This window comes from Agrococcus jenensis (genome assembly GCF_003752465.1).
Classification (GTDB): domain Bacteria; phylum Actinomycetota; class Actinomycetes; order Actinomycetales; family Microbacteriaceae; genus Agrococcus; species Agrococcus jenensis.
This window is the reverse complement of record NZ_RKHJ01000001.1, coordinates 2,939,166-2,962,035: the sequence shown is the minus strand read 5'-3', so window position 1 is coordinate 2,962,035 and position 22,870 is coordinate 2,939,166. Positions and strand designations below refer to the sequence as shown.

The window sequence follows — 22,870 nt, the reverse complement described above, 5'->3', positions numbered from 1 at the left end:
GCCTTCGACCCGCGCCAGAAGCGCTTCTCCGTGCGTCGCACGAAGGAGCTGCCCGAGAGCGCGGAGCGGCGCCAGTGACGCCACTCGTGAGCTCAGACGAGCAGCGGGGCGGTCGCGGCGAGCACGGGGCCGGCGACCAGCACGGCCACGCGCGCCCAGTGCACGGTGACGGGCACCGCGATCGCCTCGGCGTCGGCGCTGCGGTCGGCGAGCGCCGCCCAGCGGCGGCGCACGAGCGCGGCGGCATCGCCCGACTCGGTGCCGGGCAGGTCGCCGACCCGCACGCCGGTGTCGAGCGGGCTGCGCGGATCCGTCCGGTCGCCGTCGCGCGCCCGACGGGCGGCGCGCCGCGCGGCGAGCGCGCCGGGCTGCGGCGCGACCCACACGGGCCAGCTGCGGCCGGGCGTGAAGAGCGTCAGGGCGTACTTCGTGTCGACGTGGATGAGCGCATCCCACAGCACCCGCACGGTGCGGAGGGGGTTGCGGAGCTCCGCACCCCGGTCGTCGACGACGAGCGCGGGCGCCCACAGGAACACGAGCACGGCGTAGCCGAGCCAGACCGCGAGGATGACCGCGGCCAGCGCGCCGCGCGGCTCCGACTGCAGGGCGACGAGCGCGCCGAGCACGGCGAGCAGCGCCCAGCACGCGACGGCGACGCCCCGGTTCACTCGAGAATGGACGGTCACGGCATGCAGATCGTCGTTCGACACAGCTTCATCGTCGCAGGCGCCTCCGCGCCGGACGACTCCGACACCCCGCTGCAGGAGGCGGCATGACTTCCCACACCAGCACCCACTCCACCGGCAGCGACACGCCCGCCCTGCAGATCACCGGCCTCAGCGTCGACTTCGCGGTCGACGGCTACTGGATCCCGGCGGCCCGCGAGGTCTCCTACGAGATCGGCAAGGGCGAGGTCGTCGCCGTGGTCGGCGAGTCCGGCTCCGGCAAGAGCGTCTCGTCGATGGCGATCCTCGACCTGCTGCCGAAGAACGCGCGCGTCGCGGGCTCGATCAAGCTCGGCGGCGAGGAGCTCACCGGCATCAGCCCCTCCGAGATGCGGCAGGTGCGCGGCAACCGCGTGTCGGCGATCTTCCAGGAGCCGATGACGGCCCTCAACCCCGTCTTCACCGTCGGCTTCCAGATCATGGAGGCGCTGCGCATCCACCGCAGCATGTCGCCGAGCGACGCGAAGGCGCGTGCGCTCGAGATGCTCGAGCTCGTCGAGCTGCCCGACGCGATGAAGGCGTTCAAGTCGTACCCGCACCAGCTCTCGGGCGGGCAGCGGCAGCGCGCGATGATCGCGCAGGCGCTCGCGCTCGACCCCGAGCTGCTCATCGCCGACGAGCCGACCACGGCGCTCGACGTCACGGTGCAGGCCGAGATCCTCGAGCTCATGCGCGACCTCAAGGACCGCCTCGGCTCCGCGGTGCTGCTCATCACGCACGACATGGGCGTCGTCGCCGACCTCGCCGACTGGGTGGTCGTGATGGAGCAGGGCCGCATCGTCGAGCAGGGTCCCGTGCGCGAGATCTTCGGCTCGCCCAAGGCGGCCTACACGCAGATGCTGCTGGCTGCCGTGCCGCGGCTCGGCGAGGGCGGCGAGGGCGAGGCGATCGACCTCACGGCGGCGCTCGCGCTCGCCTCGAACGACGACATCGAGGACGCGGAGCTCGCGCAGCGCGTCGAGGTGAACGCCCGCGCGGCGGAGCAGGCCAGGCAGGCCGAGACCACCGCGACGACGACGCCGCCGGTGCTCGTGCTCGAGGACGTCGCGATCGAGTACGGCAAGAAGGGCAAGCTCGGCACGTTCCGCGCGGTCGACGGCGTCTCGCTGCAGATCCACGCGGGCGAGGTGCTCGGCCTCGTGGGCGAGTCGGGCTCCGGCAAGTCGACCATCGGCCGCGCCGCGATCGGCCTCCAGCCGATCGCCGAGGGCAGGCTCGAGGTCGCCGGCGTCGACATCTCGCACATCGACCGCAAGCTCGCGCGCAGCCTCAACCGCAAGGTGGGCATCGTCTTCCAGGACCCGTCGTCGTCGCTCAACCCGCGACTGCCGATCGGCGAGTCCATCGGCGAGCCGATGTTCCTCGCGAAGATCCACCGCGGCAAGGCGCTCGACAAGCGCGTCGAGGAGCTGCTCGACGCCGTCCGGCTGCCGCAGTCGTACCGCAACCGCTTCCCGCACGAGCTCTCGGGCGGCCAGAAGCAGCGCGTCGGCATCGCCCGCGCGCTGTCGATGAGCCCCGAGCTGCTCGTCGCCGACGAGCCGACGAGCGCGCTCGACGTCTCGGTGCAGGCGACGGTGCTCGAGCTGCTCACCGAGCTCCAGCGCGAGCAGGGCTTCGCGTGCCTCTTCATCAGCCACGACCTCGCGGTCGTCGACCTGATGTCGGACCGCATCGCGGTCATGCACCACGGCAAGATCGTGGAGCAGGGCTCGCGCGACGCGATCCTGCGCGCACCGGAGCAGCCGTACACGCAGCGCCTCATCGCCGCGATCCCGGTGCCGGACCCCGACAAGCAGGCCGCCCGCCGGGCGCTGCGGCAGCAGGTGCTCGCGCAGACGTCCGACGAGTCGCCCGAGGCGGAGGCCCCCGCGGCCGCCGACCCGGACGCCCTTGTCGAGCAGCGCAAGGACGTGCAGGCGATCGAGGACGAGCGCAACATCTGACGCCACATCCGACGGCCGCGGCCGCCCGCTAGACTGGGCGCCGCGGCCGTTCGTCGCGCACCCCCTCATCGGAAGGCACCTGCATGCCGATCGCCGCGCGATCAGACCTCCGCAACGTGGCGATCGTCGCCCACGTCGACCACGGAAAGACCACCCTCGTCGACGCGATGCTCCAGCAGACCGGCTCGTTCGGCACGCACGACACGCACGACGAGCGGGCGATGGACTCGAACGAGCTCGAGCGCGAGAAGGGCATCACGATCCTCGCCAAGAACACGGCGATCCGGTACGTGGGCGCGCACGCCACGGACGGCCCCGTGATCATCAACGTGATCGACACCCCCGGCCACGCCGACTTCGGCGGCGAGGTCGAGCGCGGCCTGTCGATGGTCGACGGCGTGGTGCTGCTCGTCGACGCGTCCGAGGGCCCGCTGCCGCAGACGCGCTTCGTGCTGCGCAAGGCGCTCGAGGCGAAGCTCCCGGTCATCCTGCTCGTCAACAAGACCGACCGCCCCGACGCGCGCATCGACGACGTCGTGACCGAGAGCCAGGACCTGCTCCTCGGCCTCGCCTCGGACCTCGCGGACGACGTGCCCGACCTCGACCTCGACGCCGTGCTCGACGTGCCCGTCGTCTACGCATCCGGCAAGGCCGGCCGCGCGTCGACCGTCAAGCCGGCCGACGGCCAGCTCCCGGACAGCGAGGACCTCGAGCCGCTGTTCGAGGCGATCCTCCAGCACATCCCCGCACCGACGTACGACGACGAGGCGCCGCTGCAGGCGCACGTCACGAACCTCGACGCGTCGCCGTTCCTCGGCCGCATCGCGCTGCTGCGCGTCAAGGCGGGCACGATCCGCAAGGGCCAGACGGTCGCGTGGGTGCGCCACGACGGCGAGGTGCAGAACGTGCGCATCACCGAGCTGCTCGAGACGAAGGCGCTCGAGCGCGTGCCGGCCGAGAGCGCGGGCCCCGGCGACATCGTCGCCGTCGCCGGCATCGCCGAGATCACGATCGGCGAGACGCTCGCCGACCCCGACGACGTGCGCCCGCTTCCGACCATCACGGTCGACGAGCCGGCCATCTCGATGACGATCGGCACGAACACGTCGCCGCTCGCCGGCAAGGTCAAGGGCTCGAAGCTCACGGCCCGCATGGTGAAGGACCGCCTCGACCGCGAGCTGATCGGCAACGTGTCGCTCCGCGTCGTCGACATCGGCCGACCTGATGCGTGGGAGGTGCAGGGCCGCGGCGAGCTCGCGCTCGCGATCCTCGTCGAGCAGATGCGCCGCGAGGGCTTCGAGCTCACCGTCGGCAAGCCGCAGGTGGTCACGCGCCAGGTGGACGGCAAGCTGCACGAGCCCTTCGAGCACCTGACGATCGACGTCCCCGAGGAGCACCTCGGCGCCGTCACGCAGCTGCTCGCCGCCCGCAAGGGCATCATGGACGGGATGCAGAACCACGGCACCGGCTGGGTGCGCATGGAGTTCGTGGTGCCGAGCCGCGGGCTCATCGGCTTCCGCACCGAGTTCCTGACCATCACGCGCGGCACGGGCATCGCGAACGCGATCGCGCACGGCTGGCAGCCGTGGGCGGGCTCGATCGTGACCCGCAACAACGGTGCGCTCGTCGCCGACCGCATGGGCGTCTCGACGCCGAACGCGATCATGACGCTCCAGGAGCGCGGCGTGTTCTTCATCAAGCCGGGCGACGACGTCTACGAGGGCATGGTCGTGGGCGAGAACGCCCGCGCCGATGACATGGACGTCAACATCACCAAGGAGAAGAAGCTCAACAACATCCGGTCGTCGACCGGTGAGGAGCTCGAGCGCCTGACGCCCCCGAAGCTGCTCTCGCTCGAGGAGTGCCTCGAGTGGGCGCGCGACGACGAGTGCGTCGAGGTCACGCCGCACGCGGTGCGCATCCGCAAGGTCAACCTCGACGCCAACACCCGGGCGCGCGAGGCGAGCCGCCTCAAGAAGCAGGGCTGACCGACCGACCGCCAGCGCCCCGCGGACCGATCGCTCGGTCCCGCGGGGCGCTGCTGCGTCCCGGGCGCACCGGCGCGAGTGGTTGGATGGACGGAATGGACCCCCGCCTCGAGCGCGTGCTCTTCGTGCACGCGCACCCCGATGACGAGACGCTCTCGACCGGCGCCGCGATCGCGACCGTCGCCGCCGGCGGCGGCGACCCGGTCGTCGTCACCTTCACGCTCGGCGAGCGCGGCGAGGTGCGCGAGGAGCGGCTCGTCGACGTCGAGCACGTCGGCGTCGGCGAAGTGCGCCGCGCCGAGCTCGAGGGCGCGCTGCGGGCGCTCGGCGCGCGCGGCCGCCGCATCCACGGCTGGGACGACTCCGGCATGGCCTGGCACGCGTCGGGGATCGCCGGCGCCGCCCCCGATGCGCCGCCCACCTCGATGAGCAAGGCCGACCCCGACGACCTCGCGGATGCGCTCGGCGTCGTCATCGAGGAGGTCGACCCGACGTCGATCGTCACCTACGACGTCGACGGCGGCTACGGGCATCCCGACCACGTCGCCGCGCACCACGCAGCCGTGATCGCCGCGCGCCGCTACGACCTGCCGCTCTACGTGCGCTCGAAGCGGGCCGGCGACGTCGCCTTCCCGCTCGCGCCGGTGCGCGACCGCGTCGTGGCCGCGCTCGGCGAGCACCGCTCGCAGCTGACGGTGGAGGGCGATGACGTGCTGCACGTCGGCGGCCAGCGCCGCGCGCTCGACGAGGTCGAGCACTACACGCTCATCGAGACGCGTCCGCGCCGCCGCATCCGCTGGGGCCTGCGCGTGGGCACGCTGCTCGCCGGCGCGATCGTCGGCACGGTCGGCACCTTCTCGCACCAGCAGGTGCCGTGGGGCATCGCGCTCTCGCTGCTCGCCGCGCTCGGCCTCATCGTCGGCGTGCGGGCGGCCTCCGGCTCGCGCCAGCTGACGTTCGCGGCCGTGCTCGGCGTGCTCGGCGTCGTCGCGCTCGTCGCGATCGATCCGCTCGGCCGGGGCGCCTTCGGCACCGAGCGGGCGATCGTGCCGGCGAACCTGCCGGGGTGGCTCTGGACGATCGTCCCGGCCGTCGCGTCCTTCGTCGCGCTGGCGTGGCCGGACGCGGAGGCGATGCGGCGGATTAGGATGGCTTCGACGACCGCGACGGAAGGGGACCGGAAGTGACGTATGTGATCGCGCTCCCGTGCGTGGACGTCAAGGACCGCGCCTGTGTCGACGAGTGCCCGGTGGACTGCATCTACGAGGGCGACCGGATGCTCTACATCCACCCCGACGAGTGCGTCGACTGCGGTGCGTGCGAGCCGGTGTGCCCCGTCGAGGCCATCTTCTACGAGGACGACACGCCGGAGGAGTGGGCCGAGTACTACGAGGCCAACGTGCACTTCTTCGACGAGATCGGCTCGCCCGGCGGCGCGGCGAAGGTGGGCGTGCTGCCGTTCGACCACCCGATCGTCGCGGCGCTGCCCCCGCAGGCGCAGCCGGCCCCGTAGCCCGCGCCGCGTGGTCCAGCTGCCCGAGTTCCCCTGGGACACGCTCGCCGGGGCGAAGGCGCGCGCCGCCGAGCATCCCGGCGGCCTCGTCGACCTCAGCGTCGGCTCGCCCGTCGATCCGACGCCCGCGCTGCTGCAGGAGGCGCTGCGCGAGGCGACCGACGCCCACGGCTACCCGACGAACTGGGGCACGCCCGAGGCGCGCCGCGCGATCGTCGCGTGGTTCGCGCGCGTGCGCGGCGTGCCGGGCCTCGACGACGCCAACGTGCTCGTGACGGTCGGCTCGAAGGAGCTCGTCGCCGGCCTGCCGCAGCAGCTCGGCCTCGGCGCGGGCGACGCGGTCGTGCACCCCGCGGTCGCCTACCCGACCTACGACATCGGCGCCCGGATGGCCGGTGCGACCCCCGTGCGCGCCGACGACCCCGACGACTGGCCCGCCGAGACGCGGCTCGTGTGGCTCAACTCGCCGTCGAACCCGACGGGCGACGTGCTGGGCGTCGACGCGCTCCGCCGCGTCGTGGCCGCCGCCCGCGAGCGGGGGATCGTGGTCGCGAGCGACGAGTGCTACGCGCTGCTGCCCTGGGAGGTCGACGCGGCGCCCTCGATCCTCGACCCGCGCGTGACCGACGGCGACATCGGCGGCCTGCTCGCCGTCTACTCGCTCAGCAAGCAGTCGAACCTCGCCGGCTACCGCGCCGCCTTCGTCGCCGGCGACGCCGCGGTCGTGCAGCGCGTGCTCGCGGTGCGGAAGCACCTCGGGCTCATGGCGCCGAGCCCGGTGCAGCACGCGCTCGCCGTCGCGCTCGGCGACGACGCGCACGTCGACGCTCAGCGCGAGCGCTACCGCGCCCGCCGCGCGCTGCTCCTGCCCGCGCTCGAAGCGCGCGGCTTCTCGGTCTCCTCCGACGCCGGCCTCTACCTGTGGGCGTCGGACGGCACGGATGCGCTCGCGCAGGTCGACCGGCTGGCCGACCTCGGCATCCTGGCCGCGCCCGGCACGTTCTACGGCGACCCGACGCACGTGCGCGTCGCGATCACGGCCTCCGACGACGACATCGCGGCTGCCGCGGCGCGCCTGCTGGGCTGAGGCGCCGGGCCGTGGCATGGCCGTGGCCGAGGGTCCGCTCGGCGGTCGGTAGGCTGTCCTGGTGACGACCGAGGACACCGCCATGCACCCCGCCCGATCCGAGGACGCCCCTGCGCGGACCGTGACCCTGCAGCATGACGGCCGCGCCACCGAGCTCGCCGTCTTCCAGGCGGCGGACGGCCGCTCCGCGATCGACGTGTCGAAGCTCACGCGCGACACCGGCTACACCGCGCTCGACTACGGCTTCGTCAACACGTCGGCCACCCGCAGCGCCATCACGTACATCGACGGCGACCAGGGCATCCTCCGCTACCGGGGCTACCCGATCGAGGAGCTCGCCGAGCAGAAGACGTTCCTCGACGTCGCGCACCTGCTCATCCACGGCGAGCTGCCGAACGAGGACGAGCTCGCGGACTTCGACCACGGCGTGCGCCGCCACACGCTGCTGCACGAGGACCTGCGGCGCTTCTTCGACGCGCTGCCGCGCGACGCGCACCCGATGAGCGCGCTCTCGAGCGCGGTCAGCGCCCTGTCGACGTACTACGAGGCCGACCACGACCCGCGCGACCCCGAGAAGGTCGACAAGCAGACCATCCGGCTGCTCGCGAAGATGCCGGTCATCGCCGCCTACGCGCACAAGAAGTCGATCGGCCAGGCGTTCCTCTACCCCGACAACTCGCTGTCGTTCGTCGAGAACTACCTCAAGCTGAACTTCGGCATCCAGGCCGAGGAGTACGTGCAGAACCCCGTCATGGTGCGGGCGCTCGAGCGGCTCCTCATCCTGCACGCCGACCACGAGCAGAACGCGTCGACCTCGACGGTGCGGCTCGTCGGCTCGACCGACGCCAACCTGTTCGCCTCCGTCTCCGCCGGCATCCACGCCCTCTCCGGCCCGCTGCACGGCGGCGCGAACGAGGCCGTGCTGCAGATGCTCCGCGGCATCCGCGACTCCGGTGAGGGCGTCGAGCGCTTCGTCGAGCGCGTGAAGCGCAAGGAGCAGGGCGTCAAGCTCATGGGCTTCGGCCACCGCGTCTACAAGAACTACGACCCGCGCGCGAAGCTCGTGAAGTCGTCGGCCGAGGAGGTGCTCGCTCAGCTCGGCGTGCGCGACCCGCTGCTCGACATCGCGCAGGAGCTCGAGCAGGTCGCGCTCGCCGACGACTACTTCCGCGAGCGCAAGCTCTACCCGAACGTCGACTTCTACACCGGCGTGATCTACAAGGCCATGGGCTTCCCGGAGCGCATGTTCACCGTGCTGTTCGCGATCGGACGCCTCCCCGGCTGGATCGCGCACTGGCGCGAGATGATGCTCGACCCGCAGACGAAGATCGGCCGCCCCCAGCAGCTGTACGTCGGCCCGGTCGAGCGCCACATCTGAGCCGGCCCAGGCCCACCCCACCCACCGCCGCCTGCGCGGTCACCGACCCGGAGCATCCATGACCAGCAGCACGCAGGCGCAGCCCACGGGCGCCGTCGACCGGTTCTTCAAGATCAGCGAGCGGGGCTCGAGCGTCTCGCAGGAGGTGCGCGGCGGCCTCGTCACGTTCTTCGCGATGGCGTACATCATCGTGCTGAACCCGCTCATCATCGGCGGCTTCTCGGCCGATCAGGCGGCGACCGACGTCGAGGGCGGATGGCTGCCCAACGGGCAGGTGGCGGCCGTCACCGCCCTCGTCGGCGGCCTCATGACGCTCGCGATGGGCCTCATCGCCAACGTGCCGTTCGGGCTCGCGGCGGGCCTCGGCATCAACTCCTTCCTGGCCTTCGGCCTCGTCGGCGAGCTCACCTGGCCCGAGGCGATGGGCCTCGTGCTCATCAACGGCGTCATCATCGTCGTGCTCGCCGCGACCGGGCTGCGCCGGATGATCTTCGACGCCGTGCCGCCGGCGCTCAAGAGCGCGATCGCGGTCGGCATCGGCCTCTTCATCGCGTTCATCGGCTTCGTCGACTCGGGCTTCGTGCGCTCGACGGGCGCCGCGTCGCCGCCGGTCGAGCTCGGCGACGGCGGCTCGATCACGTCGCTGCCGACCGCGGTGTTCGTGATCGGCGTCATCCTCATGGGCATCCTGCTCGCGCTGCGGGTCAAGGGCGCGCTGCTCATCGGCATCGTGGCGACGACGATCATCGCCATCATCCTCGAGGCGATCTTCCGGGTGGGCCCGTCGCTCGGCGCGAACCCGGACGCCTGGAACCTCAACGCGCCGGCGCTGCCGACGAGCGTCGTCGCGCTGCCGGACCTCTCGCTCATCGGGCAGGTGTCGTTCGGCTCGTTCGACCGCATCGGCATCCTCGCGACCACGATGTTCATCTTCACGCTCGTGTTCATGAACTTCTTCGACGCGATGGGCACCATGACGGGCCTCGCCCGCCAGGCCGGCCTCGCCACCCCCGACGGCCAGTTCCCGGGGCTCAAGCGCGCGCTCGTCGTGGAGGGCTTCGGCGCGGTCGCCGGTGGCGGCGCGAGCGCCTCGTCGAACACCGTCTTCGTCGACTCCGCCGCGGGGGTGGGGGAGGGCGCCCGCACGGGCCTCGCCTCCGTCGTGACGGGCGTGCTCTTCCTCGCCGCCATGTTCCTGACGCCGCTCACGCAGATCGTGCCGCTCGAGGTCGCGGCGGCCACCCTCGTGGTGGTCGGCGCGATGATGATGGCGCAGATCGCCGACATCGACTTCACCGACTTCCGCGTCGCGCTGCCCGCGTTCCTCACGATCGTCGTGATGCCGCTCACCTACAACATCGCGAACGGCATCGGCGTGGGCTTCATCGCCTGGGTCATCGTCAACGCCGTCTCCGGCCGCGCGAAGCAGATCTCGCCGCTGCTGTGGATCGTGGCGGCGCTCTTCGTCGTCTTCTTCGTGCGCGGACCGCTGCAGGCGCTGATCGGCTGAGGCCGGCGCTCCGCGCCCGCTACGCCGCCTTCGACACGTGCGCGAGCACCTCGGGGGCGCGCCGGTCCAGTGCGGCGCCGCCCACGCGGATGCCGAACCACGCGGCGAGCGCGGCCACGGCGAGGCCGACCGCGAGGCTCAGCCAGCCGAGCCAGGGGATCCAGATCGCGGCGACCGCGAGCCCGATGCACGGCGCGCCGACCGTGCCGAGCAGCGGCAGCGAGAGGGCGATCCCGGCGAGCGACTGCACGCCGCCCGAGGAGCCCCGCCCGAGCGGGTTGGAGCCGGGCGCCGGCGCCTCGCCCGGCAGCAGCACGCCGAACCACAGCATGACGCCCGCGAGCAGCAGGAACGTGCCGAGCCCGCTGCCGATGCTCGCCGGCAGCAGCTCCCAGCGGCCGCTCGCCCACGTCGCGAGCACGGCGGTGAGCGCGAAGGTCGGCACGTAGACGACCGCGATGCCCAGGAGCCTGCCCGCGCGGTCGTCGGCGCCGCGCACGCCGGTGAGGATGTGCCACGCGAACGCGCTGCTGTCGTAGGCGACGTCGATCTGCACGATCGCCGCCGCCACGAAGGCCATCAGCACCGGCAGCAGCGCGAGCCCGTCGGGCGGGAGCCGCGTGCCGTCGACGTCGACGTCGACGAACCCGACGAGCTGCATGCCACCGACCACGGCCGGCACGAGCAGCGCGGCGATGACGTTCATGAGGTGCCGCACGTCGCGGCGGCGGTAGCGGATGCTGCGGGCAGCGATGGCGCCCACCGGGGTCGCGGGTAGCAGGCGGTCGAGCAGCCGCCCCTCGCGCACGCGCCCGCCGCCGCGCAGCACGATCGGGTGCGTGAGCCGCTCGGCGAGCAGTCGTCCCCACGCCCACCAGGCGAGCCCCACCGTGGCGAGCGCGATCGCGAGCTTCGCGACCGCCTCGAGCCACGCGCCCGCGGCGACCGCTCGCGGCAAGTCGAAGGCCGCGCCCAGCGGTGTCCAGGCGAGCGCTGCCGCAGCGGTGTCGAGCGCGCGGGCGAGGTCGGCGATCTCCCGCACGCCGCTCGCGAGCAGCTGCACCCCCACCGTCAGGCCGAGCACGGCGACGAGCAGCAGGATCGCCATCACGTCGCGAGCCCCCTTGCTCGCGAGCTGCCGCGCGAGCAGGTCGGCGACCGCGCGCGGCACGAGCACGGCGGTGGCGACGGCGATCGGCAGCGCGACGACGGCCGCGGCGAGCGCCGCCGCGGAGGTGGACCAGACCACCACGCCGATGGCGGTGCCGAGCGCGCCGACGAGGACCCACGGATCCAGCACGGACGCGACGAGCAGCCCGCGCCGCAGCGCCCCGGCGCGCACGGGCAGCAGGCTGAAGCGCTCGGCGGCGAGCGGATCGCTCGTGCCCACGAGCACCGTGACCGCCGTGAGCGCGAGCACGAGCACCGCGCCGCCGACGACGGCCGCCGCGGCGCCGAGCTCCGGCACGAGCGCCCGGACCGCGACCGCCCCGGCGAGGGTCGAGCCGAGCAGCGAGATCGCGCCGAGCGCGGTCACGACGAGCGCGACGACCGCCCATGCGCTCTGCCGCAGGCTGCCGACGAGCAGCCGGAACCTCAGCGCGAGGAGGTGCGCAGCCACGGCAGCCCCTCCGCGTCACCCGACTGCCGCCCGACGAGCTCGACGAAGCGGTGCTGGAGGCTCGAGCCCGCCCGCACCTCGTCGAGGCTCCCGGTCGCCACCAGTCGCCCATCGGCGACGACCGCGACCCGGTCGCACAGCGACTCCACGAGCTCCATGACGTGGCTCGAGAGCACGACCGTGCCGCCAGAGGCGACGAAGTCGCGCAGGATCGCCCGGATGGCCTCGCCGGAGACGGGGTCGACGGCCTCGAACGGCTCGTCGAGGATGAGCAGCCGGGGGGCGTGGATGAGCGCGCACGCGAGGGCGATCTTCTTGCGCATCCCCGCCGAGTAGTCGGCGACCGCGGTGCCGGCGGTGCCGGCGAGGTCGAGCGCCGCGAGCAGGTCGGCGGCCCGCGCCGTCACGTCGGCCTCCGGCATCGAGCGCAGCAGGCCGTTGTAGCGCAGCAGCTCCGCACCCGTCAGGCGGTCGAAGAGGTGCACGCCGTCGGGCAGCACGCCCATCCTCGCCTTCGCGGCCGCCGGATCCCGCCACACGTCATGCCCGAGCACGACCGCCGCGCCGTGGTCGGGCCGCAGCAGCCCGGTCGCCATCGAGAGCGTCGTCGTCTTGCCGGCGCCGTTCGGGCCGACGAGCCCGAACATCGACCCCTGCGGCACCGAGAGGCTCAGGCCGTCCACCGCCACCTTCTGGCCGAAGCGCTTCGCGAGCTGCACGAGCTCGAGCGCGGGCGGCGGTGCGGATGCGGGCTGGGCGTGCGCGGACGTCATGGCTCCAGCCTGCCAGCGGGGGCCGCCCGACGCCTCCGCCGCCCGGTGGACGGCGCGGTCCGCCCCTCGGCGGAGCGATCGGGGCGGCTAGTGCAGCAGCGCGTTCAGCTCGACGCCGCGGCCGTCCCGCGCGACGACCTCGACCGCGCCCGACACGGAGTTCCGGCGGAAGAGCAGCCCGGGGGTGCCCGAGAGCTCGACGGCCTTGACCGTCTCGCCCGACGGCACGAGCGTCACCTTCGTGCCGGCCGTCACGTAGAGGCCGGCCTCGACGACGGAGTCGTCGCCGATCGAGATGCCGACGCCCGCGTTCGCGCCCAGCAGCACGCGGGAGCCCAGCTGCACGCGCTCCTTGCCGCCGCCCGAGAGCGTGCCCATGATCGAGGCGCCGCCGCCGATGTCGGTGCCGTCGCCGACCACGACGCCCTGCGAGATCCGGCCCTCCACCATCGAGGTGCCGAGCGTGCCGGCGTTGAAGTTGACGAAGCCCTCGTGCATGACGACGGTGCCGGGCGCGAGGTGCGCGCCGAGGCGGATGCGCGAGGCGTCGCCGATGCGCACGCCGTCCGGCAGCACGAAGTCGGTCATCCGCGGGAAGCGGTCGACGAGCTGCACCTGGATGCCCGCGCGCTGCAGCTGCACCCGGTGCGACGCCGCCCAGTCCGGGTCGACGGCGCCGGCGTTCGTCCACGCGACGATCGGCAGCGCGGCGAAGATCCCGTCGAGGTTGATGGTGTTGGGCTGCACGAGGCGGTGGCTCAGCAGGTGGAGGCGCAGGTAGGCGTCCTCGGTCGACGCGGGGGCGGCATCCAGGTCGATCTCGACGTGCCGGTGCTCGAGCACCACGCCGCGGGCGGGCACCGGGCCGGCCTGGTCGCCGAGGTCGCCGCCGCCCATCCACGCCTCGTCGCCGCTCGGCGAGCCGAGCGCGGGGGAGGGGAACCACGCGTCGAGCACCCGGCCCTCGAAGACGGTGACGAGCGCATGTCCGTGTGCGGGGCGAGCCATGCGCCAAGTCTAGGCTTGGCCCCATGACTGCCCCGACGCTCGACCTCACCGCGACGAGCGCTGCGCTCACCCGCGCGCTCTGCGACATCGACTCCGTCTCGGACCGCGAGGGGCCGCTCGCCGACGCGATCGAGGCCGCCGTGCAGGCCGTGCCGCACCTCACCGTGACGCGCGTCGGCGACACGGTCGTCGCGCGCACCGACCTCGGCCGCGATCGCCGCGTCGTGATCGCCGGGCACATCGACACCGTGCCCATCAACGACAACCTGCCGACCCGCGACATCGAGGTCGACGGCGAGCCGCACATCTGGGGCCGCGGCACCGTCGACATGAAGGCCGGCGTCGCCGTGCAGCTCAAGCTCGCCGCCGAGCTCGCCGAGCCCGTCGTCGACCTGACCTGGATCTGGTACGACCACGAGGAGGTCGGCGAGGACCAGAACGGCCTGCGGCTGCTCGCCGAGACCCACCCCGAGCTCATGCAGGGCGACTTCGCGATCCTCGGCGAGCCCTCGAACGGCCACATCGAGGGCGGCTGCAACGGCACGCTGCGCGCCGAGATCCGCACGCGCGGCGTGCGCGCGCACTCCGCCCGCGCCTGGGTCGGCCACAACGCCATCCACGACGCCGCGGAGGTGCTGCAGGTGCTGCAGTCGTACCGCCCGCGGCAGATCGAGGTGGAGGGGCTCGTCTACCGCGAGGGCCTCAACGCCGTGATGATCTCGGGCGGCGTCGCGACGAACGTCATCCCCGACGAGTGCGTCGTGCAGGTCAACTACCGCTTCGCGCCGTCGCGGAGCCTCGCGGAGGCGACGGCGCACGTCGTCGAGCTCTTCGAGGGCTTCGACGTGCGCGTCATCGACGCGGCGCCCGGCGCCCGCCCGGGGCTCGACGCGCCGCTCGCGAAGGAGTTCATCGAGGCGGTCGGCGTGACGCCGCAGCCGAAGTACGGCTGGACCGACGTCGCACGATTCTGGGGCCTCGGCATCCCGGCCGTGAACTTCGGCCCGGGCGACCCGTCGAAGGCGCACGCGGACGACGAGTCGGTGCCGGTCGCGCAGATCGTCGCGACCGAGGAGAGCCTCCGCACGTGGCTCTCGCCGGCCTGACCGAGCGCCGCCCCGCGCTCGCGGCGATCGCCGCAACGGGCGCGGAGCGCTGGTGGGTGTGGCCCGCCGCGCTCTGGCTCGTCTCCCGCCTCATCAGCACGGCGTTCCTCGCCGCCTTCGCCGGCCGCCAGGAGCAGAGCTCGTGGACGCCCGCGGGCCCGGACCTGCTCGACTACTCGACGATGTGGGACGCCCACTGGTACTTCATCGTGTCGGTCTCCGGCTACCCGTCCGAGCTGCCGATCACCGACGACGGGCACGTCGGCGAGAACGCCTGGGCCTTCATGCCGGTCTATCCGATGGTCGCGCGGCTGCTGACGGCCGTCGGGCTGCCGTGGGAGGCCGCGTCGGTGCTGCTGTCGGTCGCCGCGTCGCTCGCGTTCGCCCTCGTCGCCTACCGGCTGTTCGCCGACATCGCGCCCGGCAGGGAGCGCTTCGCGCTCGCGATCGTGCTGCTGTCGCCGACCGCGCCGGTCTTCCAGCTGGGCTACGCGGAGTCGCTCTTCCTGCTGCTGCTCGCCGGCGCGCTGCTCGCCTGGCGGCTGCGCGCGTGGTCATGGCTGTGGGTGCTGCTGCCGGTGCTGGCGCTCACCCGGCCCGGCGGGCTCGCGTTCGCGCTCGCGCTCGGGCTCTGGTTCCTCATCCGCCTCTCGACCGACCGGGCCGCGTTCCCGGCGGCGGAGCGGCGGATGGTCGCGGGCCTCGGCGCGTGGAGCGCGCTCTGGGGCTTCGGCTGGCTCATCGCCTGCACGCTCGTCACCGGCAGCGCCACCGCCTACGTCGAGACCGAGCTCAGCTGGCGCTCCGCCTACATCGGCAGGCAGGAGCTCGTGCCGCTCACGCCCTGGCCGATCGGGCTCGAGTGGTGGTTCGGGGCGTGGTGGCCGCTGTGGCTCGTCGGGATCGTCGGCGCGGCGGTCGCGCTGCTCGCCGGCCCCTGGCGGCGGGGGGTCGCGCTCGAGGCCCGGCTCTGGACGATCGCCTACCTGCTCTACCTCGCCGCGGTGTGGTTCCCGCAGTCGTCGACCTGGCGGCTCCTCATGCCGATCTTCCCCGCCGCGGCGATGCTCGCCGCGGTGCGGCCCGGCTGGGCGCGGGCGGTGCTGCTCGGCGCGTGCATCGTGCTGCAGCCGGTGTGGATCTGGTTCTGCTGGCACGTGAACGGCGCGGACTGGACGGTTCCGTAGCGGGCGCCCGGTCGGCCGCTCTCGGGCGCCACGCGAGCGATGCAGGGCGAGAACATGAGACAATGTCCCCAGTAGCCGCGAATGAAAGGGGTGCCTCCATGGCCGCCATGAAACCACGCACCGGAGACGGACCGCTCGAGGCCGTCAAGGAGGGTCGGGTCATCGTCGTCCGCGTCCCTCTCGAGGGTGGCGGGCGCCTCGTGGTCTCCGTCAATGATGCAGAGGCAGCAGCGCTCCACAAGGCGCTGGGCGAGGTCGTCGTCACGGCCTGAACCGCTCCCGGCCCGTCGGGCCGAGCGCAACGGGGCCGATCCATGGCGGATCGGCCCCGTTCGCGTGCGCGGATGCGCCGCGCGGCGACTAGCGCTTCGGTGCTGCAGGCTCGGGCTTGCGCACGATCTGCAGCAGCCCGTCGCCGACGGGCGAGACCGCGGCCTGCACGGCGTCGCTCGTCGCGAGCTCCTTGAGCAGCGCGCGCACGTCCGAGGCGGCGTCGTCCCGCTGGGCGGGGTCGGCGACCTTGCCGCCGAGCAGGGCGTGGGCGACGAGCACCGAGCCGCCGACGCGCACGAGCGCGAGCGCGTGCTCGACGTACTCGAGCATCCCGGCCTGGTCGGCGTCGATGAGCACGATGTCGTAGCTCGACTCGTTCATGCGCGGCAGCACGTCGCGCGCCTTGCCGGTGATGAGCCGGGCGCGGGTGACGGGGATGCCGGCCTTCGCGAACGCCGCGCGGGCGTGCTGCTGGTGGTCGAGCTCGGTGTCGATCGAGGTGAGCGTGGCCGTGGGGGCGCCGCGCAGCAGCCAGAGGCCGCTGACGCCCGCACCGGTGCCGACCTCGAGGATGGCGGTCGCCTGCGTCCCTGCGGCGACGGCGGCGAGCTGCGCGCCGACGGCGGGCGCGATGGGCGTGATGCCGAGCTCGACGGAGGCGTCGCGCGCGGCGGTGAGCACCTCGTCCTCGCTCGCGAGGTCGTCGAGGTACTTGGCGATGAGCGATGTTGTCTGCACGGTTCCTCCGCCTCGACCCTAGTCGTGCGAGGCACGCGCATCCTCCAGGCTCGCCGCCGATCCGGCCGTCGTGGGCTCCACTACCCTGGAGGGGTGTCCCTCGCAGGCATCACCCTCGACAAGCTGCTGCTGATCGCAGTGCTCGCGGCCATCCTCATCGGCCCCGAGCGGCTGCCCGCGCTCGCCGAGAAGCTGGGCGCGCTCGTGCGCGGCCTGCGCGACCTCGCCGGCGGCGCGAAGGAGCGGATGCGCGAGGAGATGGGCCCGGAGTTCGACGAGGTCGACTGGCGGCGGCTCGACCCCCGGCAGTACGACCCGCGCCGCATCGTGATGGATGCGCTGCGCGACGACCCGAAGCCGCCGCCGGACTTCGCCACCGCCGCGGCGGGGGCCTCGGTCGCGACCGTGACAGGCCTCCCGCGCCGGGCGAGCGGCCCGATGCGCTTCGACGACGAGGCGACCTAGCCCAGCCCCTCCGCGTCCCCGCACCCGAGTGGTCACTCCCGCCCGTGAGTGGTCACTCCCGACCGTGAGTGGTCACTCCCGCGCCCGATCGGTCACCTCCGCGCCTGAGTGGTCACCTCCGCGGACGAGTGGTCATTTCCGCGCCTGAGTGGTCACTTCTGCCCCTCACTGGGTCAGGGAAGGAAGCCGGGAGGAGACGAGTGGAACCGTCCCGCATCTACCGCGCCCATCACCCACTTCCCGGTTGCGTCGCGCAGTCACTGCATCCGTGGCCATGCAACCCAGGCGCCACTCACCAGCGGCAGTGACCTCTCACGTGCCCAAGTGACCTCTGACGGACCGGAGTGACCTCTGACAGACCAGAGTGACCTCTCACGTGCGGGAGTGACCACTCACGAGCGGAAGTCACCACTCACGTGCGGGAGTGACCACTCACGTGCGGGTGGGTGGGCGGTCAGGCGGGGGAGAGGGGGAGGCCGCGGCCCGCGATGGGGCGCGTGCCGCGCAGCGCCTCGGCGAGCGCGATCACCGCGGCCGCCGCGGGATCGCTCGGCTCCGACGCGACGACCGGCGCGCCGGCGTCGCCGCCCTCGCGCAGGGCGACCGACAGCGGGATGCGCGCGAGCAGCGGCACGCCCAGCCGCCGCGCCGCCTCGTCGCCGCCGCCCGCGCCGAACAGCTCGAGGATCGAGCCGTCGGGCTGCGCGAGCCCCGCCATGTTCTCGACCACGCCCAGCACCTCCTGCCCCGTCTGCCGCGCCACCTCGGCCGCGCGCTCCGCGACGTCGGCCGCCGCGCGCTGCGGCGTCGTCACGACGAGCACCTGCGCGTGCGGCAGCAGCTGGCCGAGCGAGATCGCCACGTCGCCGGTGCCGGGCGGCATGTCGATGAGCAGCACGTCGAGGTCGCCCCACCACACGTCGGTGAGGAACTGCTGCAGCGTGCGGTGGAGCATCGGGCCGCGCCACGACACCGAGCGGTTGCCGTCGACGAACATCCCGATCGAGACGAGCCGCACGCCGTGCGCCTCGGGCGGCATCATCATGTCGCCGACCTTCGTCGGCTTCGCCGCGCTCCCGAGCAGCGCCGGGATCGAGTAGCCGTGCACGTCCGCGTCGATGACGCCGACGGCGAGCCCGCGGGCCGCGAGGGCGACCGCGAGGTTCGCGGTGACCGTCGACTTGCCCACGCCGCCCTTGCCGCTCGCGACCGCGATGATGCGCGTGAGCGTGCCGGGCCCGAACTGCGCGGGCCGCGAGCCGCGCAGCCGCTCGACGAGCGCCTGCCGGCGGGCGGGATCCATCACCGCGACCTCGACGGCCACGGCATCGACGCCGGGCACCGACGCGGCCGCCTGCCGCACATCCGCCTCGATCCGATCGGCCGCCGGGCACGCCGCGACCGTCAGCTCGAGCCGGATGCTCGCGAGGCCGCCGTCGAGCGTCGCGGTCGGGATCATGTCGAGCTCGACGAGCGGTCGGCGGATCTCGGGGTCGACGACGGTGCCGAGCGCGCGCTTGAGCCGGGGGTCGATCACCGGGCGGTCACCGGTCCGGTCATGAGGTCTCGCGCTCGCGCCGCTCGTCGAGGTCCTCGACGAACGTCTTGAGCTCGGCGCGGATGAACTCGCGCGTCGCCATGTCGCGCATCGCCATGCGCAGCGCGACGACCTCGCGCGCCAGGTACTCGGTGTCGTTGAGGTTGCGCTCGGCGCGCAGGCGGTCCTGCTCGATCTGCACCCGGTCGCGGTCGTCCTGGCGGTTCTGCGCGAGCAGCAGCAGCGGCGCGGCGTACGAGGCCTGCAGGCTCAGCACGAGCGTGAGCAGCGGGAAGCCCTGATCCTGCGGGTCGAACTGCGCGGCGGGCGCCGCGAGCGAGTTGTAGCCGAGCCAGAAGGTGACGAAGATCGTCATCCCGATGAGGAACGCGGGCGTGCCCATGCCGCGCGCGAACGACTCGGTGAAGCGGCCGAAGCGGTCCTTCGACTGCGGCTTGGGCATGGCGAAGCGACGCCGCGCCTTCGGCCGCGAGAACTGCTCGTCGCGCTCAGCCACGCTGCGGCTCCTCCTGCGTGCGCCAGTCGGCGGGCAGCAGGTGGTCGAGCACGTCGTCGATCGTGACGACGCCGACGAGCCTGCCCGCGGTGTCGACGACGGGCACCGAGACGAGGTTGTACGCGGCCATCTGGCGCGTCACCTCCGCGGCGGTGTCGCTCGTGAGCACCGGCTCGATCTGCTCGTCGAGCAGCGTGCCGACCCGCTCGTTCGGCGGGTAGCGCAGCAGCCGCTGGAAGTGCACCATGCCGAGGTAGCGGCCGGTGGGCGCCTCGTACGGCGGCAGGGTCACGCAGATCGCGGCGGCGAGCGCCGGCGCGACCTCGTGGCGGCGCATGAGCGCGAGCGCCTCGGCGACCGTGCCGTCGGAGGCGAGGATGATCGGCTCCGTCGTCATGAGGCCGCCCGCGGTGTCGGCGCCGAACGCGAGCAGCATGCGCACGTCCTCGGCCTCATCCGGGTCCATGAGCTCGAGCAGGGTCTCGGCGCGCTCGGTCGTCATGTGCGCGACGAGGTCGGCGGCGTCGTCGGGCTCCATCTGGTCGAGCACGTCGGCGGCGCGGATGTCCTCGAGGCCGTTGAGGATCTGCACCTGCCGGTCCTCGTTCATCTCCTCGAGGATGTCGGCGAGCCTGTCGTCGGAGAGGTCCTCGGCGACCTCCATCATGCGCTGCTCGGGCAGGTCGAGCATCGCGGAGGCGGCGTCGGCGGCCGGCAGCTCCTCGAGCGACGCGAGGAGGTGGTCGGTGTCGTGGTCGGCGTCGGGCTCGTGGCGCACGTCGTTCCAGCGCGCGAGCGTCGTGGGTCCCTTGCCGAACGGGCCGACCTTCGGCTTCCGCAGGAAGAGCTCGTCGACCTCCCACTCGCCCGGGCCGCGCTCGGCGATCGACAGGTCCTCGAGCACGGCCGTCGAGCCGTCGCGGAGCGTCACGGTGCGGCCCAGCACGTCGGCGAGCAGCAGGCGCTCGCCGCCGCGCTGGCGGAAGCGCCGGTCGCTGATCGCGGAGGCGATGAGCTGGCCGCCGCCGATCGACAGCACCCGCCCGATCGAGAGGAAGACGCGCGCGCGGCCCCGGTCCTCGACGACGAGCCCGACCACGCGCGGGGAGGCCGCGGTGCGGGGCACGGTGACGACGTCGCGCACCTTGCCGATGCGCTCTCCCGCGGGGTCGAAGACGCCCGAGCCGGCGAGGCGCGCGACGAACACGGTGGGAGCGCTCATGCCGTCCAACGTACCGCGCAGCGCCGCCCGTCGAGGTGTGACGCCCAGAGCGAAAGCCCGGTGCGCGCCGACGACCGCATGGAAGACTGGGCGGGTGAGCATGTTCCAGCGATCCGCGACCGGCGACCAGCATCTGCCGCGCGGTGTCGTGGTGGCCTCCTACGAGACCTACGACCAGGCGCAGGCCGCGGTCGCGAAGGTCTCGGGCGCCGAGGCGGAGGTCGTCGGCCTCGCGATCGTCGGCAACGACCTCAAGCTCGTCGAGCGCATCGTGGGCAGGCTCACGTGGGGCAAGGTCGCGCTGCAGGGCGCGATGCGCGGGCTCGGCTTCGGCGCGTTCATCGGCCTCGTCTACCTGCTCTTCGTGCCGGAGGCGATCGCCTCGGTGCTGCTCTTCCCGGCGCTCGGCCTCGCGTTCGGCATCCTGCTCGGCGTCACCTCGCACGCGATGACCCGCCGCAAGCGCGACTACGCGTCGGTGCAGCAGGTGCTCGCGGCCCGCTACGACGTCGTCGCCCCGCAGGAGACCGCCGGCAAGGCCATGCACATCATCGGCCAGCGCGGCGGCGCCGCAGCGGCGGCATCGCCCGCGCCGCAGCCGGCCGAGCAGCCGCAGCCGCCCGCACCGCCGCTCGGCTGAGGGTCAGACCAGCGCGGGCGACGTCCGCGCGGCCGACTGCACGGCATCCGTCACGAGGTCGAGCAGCGGCGACGACAGGTTCCAGCGCTGCCACCACAGCGGCACCTCGACCCCCGTCTCGGCGAGCTGCACGAGCGAGCCGTCGGCGAGCCCCGCCTCGAACTGACCGGGCAGCAGCATGCCCCAGCCGAGCCCCATCCGCACCGCCTCGGCGAACTCGGCGGATGCCGAGATGACGTGCCGCGGCGCCTCCGAGCGCGCGCCGTGCCGGTGCGCGAACTTGGCCTGGAGGGTGTCGTGGCGGTCGAAGTCGACGATCGGCGCCGCCTCGAGGGCCGCGCGGGACAGCCCACGCGAGAACCACCGCTCGGCGAGGGCGCGCGAAGCGATCGGCACGTAGCGCATGCGTCCGAGCGGCGAGGCGACGCAGCCGGCGACCGGCTCGCGCTGCGAGGTGACCGCGCCCATGACGGTGCCCGCCTCGAGCAGCTGGGCGGTGCGCTCCTGGTCCTCGCGATGGATGTCGAACGTCACGCTCCGCTCGGCGGTCACCGCGGCGAGCGCGGGCAGGAACCAGGTGATGAGGGAGTCGGCGTTCACGGCGAGCGGCACGCGCTGCGCGAGGGTGTCGTCGCCGAGCGCGATGCGCGCGTCGTGCTCGAGCAGCGCGAGCTGCCGCGCGAGCCGCACGAGCGCCTCACCGGCCTCGGTGGCGCGCACCGGCTTCGTCCGCTGCAGCACCACCCGGCCGACGCGCTGCTCGATCGCGCGGATGCGCTGGCTCACCGCGCTCGGCGACACCGCGAGCTGCACGGCCGCCCGGTCGAGCGTGCCGGCGTCGACGACGGCGGCGAGCGTGCGGAGATGGTCGAGCGGCAGGTCCATCCCTCGATCCTAGATGAAGCGATCCTTATGATGCTGCACGATCGTGCGCTGGACTGCATGTCTGATCACTCGTAGCGTCGACGGCATGGACCAGGGACTCATCGCACTGCTGTCGGGGCTCGGCCTCTGCCTCGGGCTGATCATCTCGATCGGCGCGCAGAACGCCGTGGTGCTGCGGCAGGGCCTCCGCCGCGAGCACGTCGGGATCGTCGTGCTCGTGTGCGTCGTGAGCGACGCCATCCTGCAGGTGATCGGCGTCGCCGGCGTCGCGACGCTCGTGACGAGCCACCCGTGGCTCGAGACCGTCGCCCGCTGGGCCGGTGCCGTCTTCATCGTGGGCTTCGCGATCGTGAGCGCCCGGCGCGCGTGGCGCGGCGGCGGCTCGCTCGAGGCGGCGCCCGAGGCGGAGGCCGACGGCGTGCCCGGCGGCGGCGCCCCCGTGGCGACCCGCACCCGCACCCGCAGCAGCCGGCTCGCCGTGCTCGGCACGATCCTCGCGGTCACCTGGCTCAACCCGCACGCGCTCGTCGAGACGACCGTCGTGATGGGCTCGGTCGCCGCGACGCACGGCGACGCGCGCTGGTGGTTCATGGTGGGCGGCATCACGGCGAGCACGCTGTGGTTCGTCGGCTTCGGCTACGGCGCCCGCTACCTCGCGCCGCTGCTGCGCACGGAGCGGGCCTGGCGCATCCTCGACGGTGCCATCGCGGCGGTCATGCTCGTGATCGCGGTCACGCTCGTCCTGGGCTGA

General features: G+C 73.2%; 22 protein-coding genes. 13 read left to right on the top strand and 9 right to left on the bottom strand.

What is annotated here, in order from left to right; all coding sequences use genetic code 11:
- Positions 1–92: 92 nt before the first annotated feature.
- Positions 93–710: a PH domain-containing protein gene (locus EDD26_RS14500; RefSeq protein WP_123698344.1), complete on the bottom strand. Its 618-nt coding sequence runs from the start codon at positions 708–710 to the stop codon at positions 93–95.
- 62 nt (positions 711–772) lie between these two features.
- Between EDD26_RS14500 and EDD26_RS14495 the strand changes: the two genes are divergently transcribed.
- The 7 genes from EDD26_RS14495 to EDD26_RS14465 all read left to right on the top strand — a co-directional run bounded on the left by EDD26_RS14495 (position 773) and on the right by EDD26_RS14465 (position 10,147).
- Entirely contained in the window at positions 773–2,671 is a 1,899-nt protein-coding gene (locus EDD26_RS14495) for an ABC transporter ATP-binding protein (RefSeq protein ID WP_123698343.1), read from the top strand.
- A gap of 83 nt (positions 2,672–2,754) precedes the next feature.
- Positions 2,755–4,659 (top strand): translational GTPase TypA, encoded by a 1,905-nt coding sequence (gene typA / locus EDD26_RS14490; RefSeq protein ID WP_123698342.1) that lies wholly within the window; start codon positions 2,755–2,757, stop codon positions 4,657–4,659.
- A gap of 95 nt (positions 4,660–4,754) precedes the next feature.
- Positions 4,755–5,846, top strand: coding sequence for a PIG-L family deacetylase (locus tag EDD26_RS14485; protein ID WP_170165652.1), 1,092 nt, complete (start codon positions 4,755–4,757; stop codon positions 5,844–5,846).
- A complete protein-coding gene (gene fdxA / locus EDD26_RS14480) occupies positions 5,843–6,172 on the top strand; it encodes a ferredoxin (protein ID WP_123698340.1) in 330 nt (109 codons plus the stop codon). The genes EDD26_RS14485 and fdxA overlap by 4 nt, the downstream gene beginning before the upstream one ends.
- A 10-nt stretch (positions 6,173–6,182) precedes the next feature.
- Entirely contained in the window at positions 6,183–7,259 is a 1,077-nt protein-coding gene (dapC, locus tag EDD26_RS14475; protein WP_123698339.1) for a succinyldiaminopimelate transaminase, read from the top strand.
- Between the two features lie 82 nt (positions 7,260–7,341).
- Positions 7,342–8,637: a citrate synthase gene (locus tag EDD26_RS14470; protein WP_123698637.1), complete on the top strand. Its 1,296-nt coding sequence runs from the start codon at positions 7,342–7,344 to the stop codon at positions 8,635–8,637.
- Between the two features lie 58 nt (positions 8,638–8,695).
- Complete coding sequence (locus EDD26_RS14465) at positions 8,696–10,147, top strand: NCS2 family permease (RefSeq protein ID WP_123698338.1); 1,452 nt, start codon at positions 8,696–8,698, stop codon at positions 10,145–10,147.
- Positions 10,148–10,166: 19 nt separating this feature from the next.
- On the opposite strand, the gene EDD26_RS14460 is transcribed toward EDD26_RS14465, so the two are convergent.
- The 3 genes from EDD26_RS14460 to EDD26_RS14450 form a co-directional block, all read right to left on the bottom strand.
- A complete protein-coding gene (locus EDD26_RS14460) occupies positions 10,167–11,768 on the bottom strand; it encodes a hypothetical protein (protein WP_123698337.1) in 1,602 nt (533 codons plus the stop codon).
- A complete protein-coding gene (locus EDD26_RS14455) occupies positions 11,744–12,541 on the bottom strand; it encodes an ABC transporter ATP-binding protein (RefSeq protein WP_123698336.1) in 798 nt (265 codons plus the stop codon). The genes EDD26_RS14460 and EDD26_RS14455 overlap by 25 nt, the downstream gene beginning before the upstream one ends.
- 87 nt (positions 12,542–12,628) lie before the next feature.
- The gene (locus EDD26_RS14450) at positions 12,629–13,549 is read right to left on the bottom strand and encodes a DapH/DapD/GlmU-related protein (protein WP_123698335.1); all 921 of its coding nucleotides are present in this window, start codon (positions 13,547–13,549) and stop codon (positions 12,629–12,631) included.
- A 23-nt stretch (positions 13,550–13,572) separates the two neighbouring features.
- Here EDD26_RS14450 and dapE point away from each other — a divergent pair, with 23 nt between their 5' ends.
- The 3 genes from dapE to EDD26_RS14435 all read left to right on the top strand — a co-directional run bounded on the left by dapE (position 13,573) and on the right by EDD26_RS14435 (position 16,114).
- A complete protein-coding gene (dapE, locus tag EDD26_RS14445) occupies positions 13,573–14,655 on the top strand; it encodes a succinyl-diaminopimelate desuccinylase (RefSeq protein ID WP_123698334.1) in 1,083 nt (360 codons plus the stop codon).
- On the top strand, positions 14,637–15,842 hold the full coding sequence (locus EDD26_RS14440; protein WP_123698333.1) for a hypothetical protein: 1,206 nt from the start codon (positions 14,637–14,639) through the stop codon (positions 15,840–15,842). The genes dapE and EDD26_RS14440 overlap by 19 nt, the downstream gene beginning before the upstream one ends.
- Positions 15,843–15,940: 98 nt before the next feature.
- The gene (locus EDD26_RS14435; RefSeq protein ID WP_123698332.1) at positions 15,941–16,114 is read left to right on the top strand and encodes a DUF3117 domain-containing protein; all 174 of its coding nucleotides are present in this window, start codon (positions 15,941–15,943) and stop codon (positions 16,112–16,114) included.
- A gap of 88 nt (positions 16,115–16,202) precedes the next feature.
- Here EDD26_RS14435 and EDD26_RS14430 read toward each other — a convergent pair whose 3' ends face one another.
- Positions 16,203–16,853, bottom strand: coding sequence for an O-methyltransferase (locus EDD26_RS14430; RefSeq protein WP_123698331.1), 651 nt, complete (start codon positions 16,851–16,853; stop codon positions 16,203–16,205).
- A 93-nt stretch (positions 16,854–16,946) separates the two neighbouring features.
- Between EDD26_RS14430 and EDD26_RS14425 the strand changes: the two genes are divergently transcribed.
- Positions 16,947–17,318 carry a twin-arginine translocase TatA/TatE family subunit gene (locus EDD26_RS14425; RefSeq protein WP_211333872.1) on the top strand — a complete coding sequence of 124 codons (372 nt, stop codon included), beginning with the start codon at positions 16,947–16,949 and terminating at the stop codon, positions 17,316–17,318.
- A 454-nt stretch (positions 17,319–17,772) separates the two neighbouring features.
- Here EDD26_RS14425 and EDD26_RS14420 read toward each other — a convergent pair whose 3' ends face one another.
- From EDD26_RS14420 to EDD26_RS14410, 3 genes are read right to left on the bottom strand one after another with little or no spacing between them, the layout of a single operon-like run.
- Positions 17,773–18,855, bottom strand: coding sequence for an Mrp/NBP35 family ATP-binding protein (locus tag EDD26_RS14420; protein ID WP_245989956.1), 1,083 nt, complete (start codon positions 18,853–18,855; stop codon positions 17,773–17,775).
- A gap of 19 nt (positions 18,856–18,874) precedes the next feature.
- Positions 18,875–19,318 (bottom strand): DUF1003 domain-containing protein, encoded by a 444-nt coding sequence (locus EDD26_RS14415; RefSeq protein WP_123698636.1) that lies wholly within the window; start codon positions 19,316–19,318, stop codon positions 18,875–18,877.
- 46 nt (positions 19,319–19,364) lie between these two features.
- Entirely contained in the window at positions 19,365–20,594 is a 1,230-nt protein-coding gene (locus EDD26_RS14410; RefSeq protein WP_123698330.1) for a magnesium transporter MgtE N-terminal domain-containing protein, read from the bottom strand.
- 100 nt (positions 20,595–20,694) lie between these two features.
- On the opposite strand from EDD26_RS14410, the gene EDD26_RS14405 reads away from it, so the two are divergent.
- Positions 20,695–21,234: a YflT domain-containing protein gene (locus tag EDD26_RS14405; RefSeq protein ID WP_342769319.1), complete on the top strand. Its 540-nt coding sequence runs from the start codon at positions 20,695–20,697 to the stop codon at positions 21,232–21,234.
- Positions 21,235–21,237: 3 nt separating this feature from the next.
- On the opposite strand, the gene EDD26_RS14400 is transcribed toward EDD26_RS14405, so the two are convergent.
- On the bottom strand, positions 21,238–22,119 hold the full coding sequence (locus tag EDD26_RS14400; RefSeq protein WP_123698328.1) for a LysR family transcriptional regulator ArgP: 882 nt from the start codon (positions 22,117–22,119) through the stop codon (positions 21,238–21,240).
- A gap of 85 nt (positions 22,120–22,204) precedes the next feature.
- Between EDD26_RS14400 and EDD26_RS14395 the strand changes: the two genes are divergently transcribed.
- Positions 22,205–22,870, top strand: a complete 666-nt coding sequence (locus EDD26_RS14395; RefSeq protein ID WP_123698327.1) for a LysE/ArgO family amino acid transporter — start codon at positions 22,205–22,207, stop codon at positions 22,868–22,870.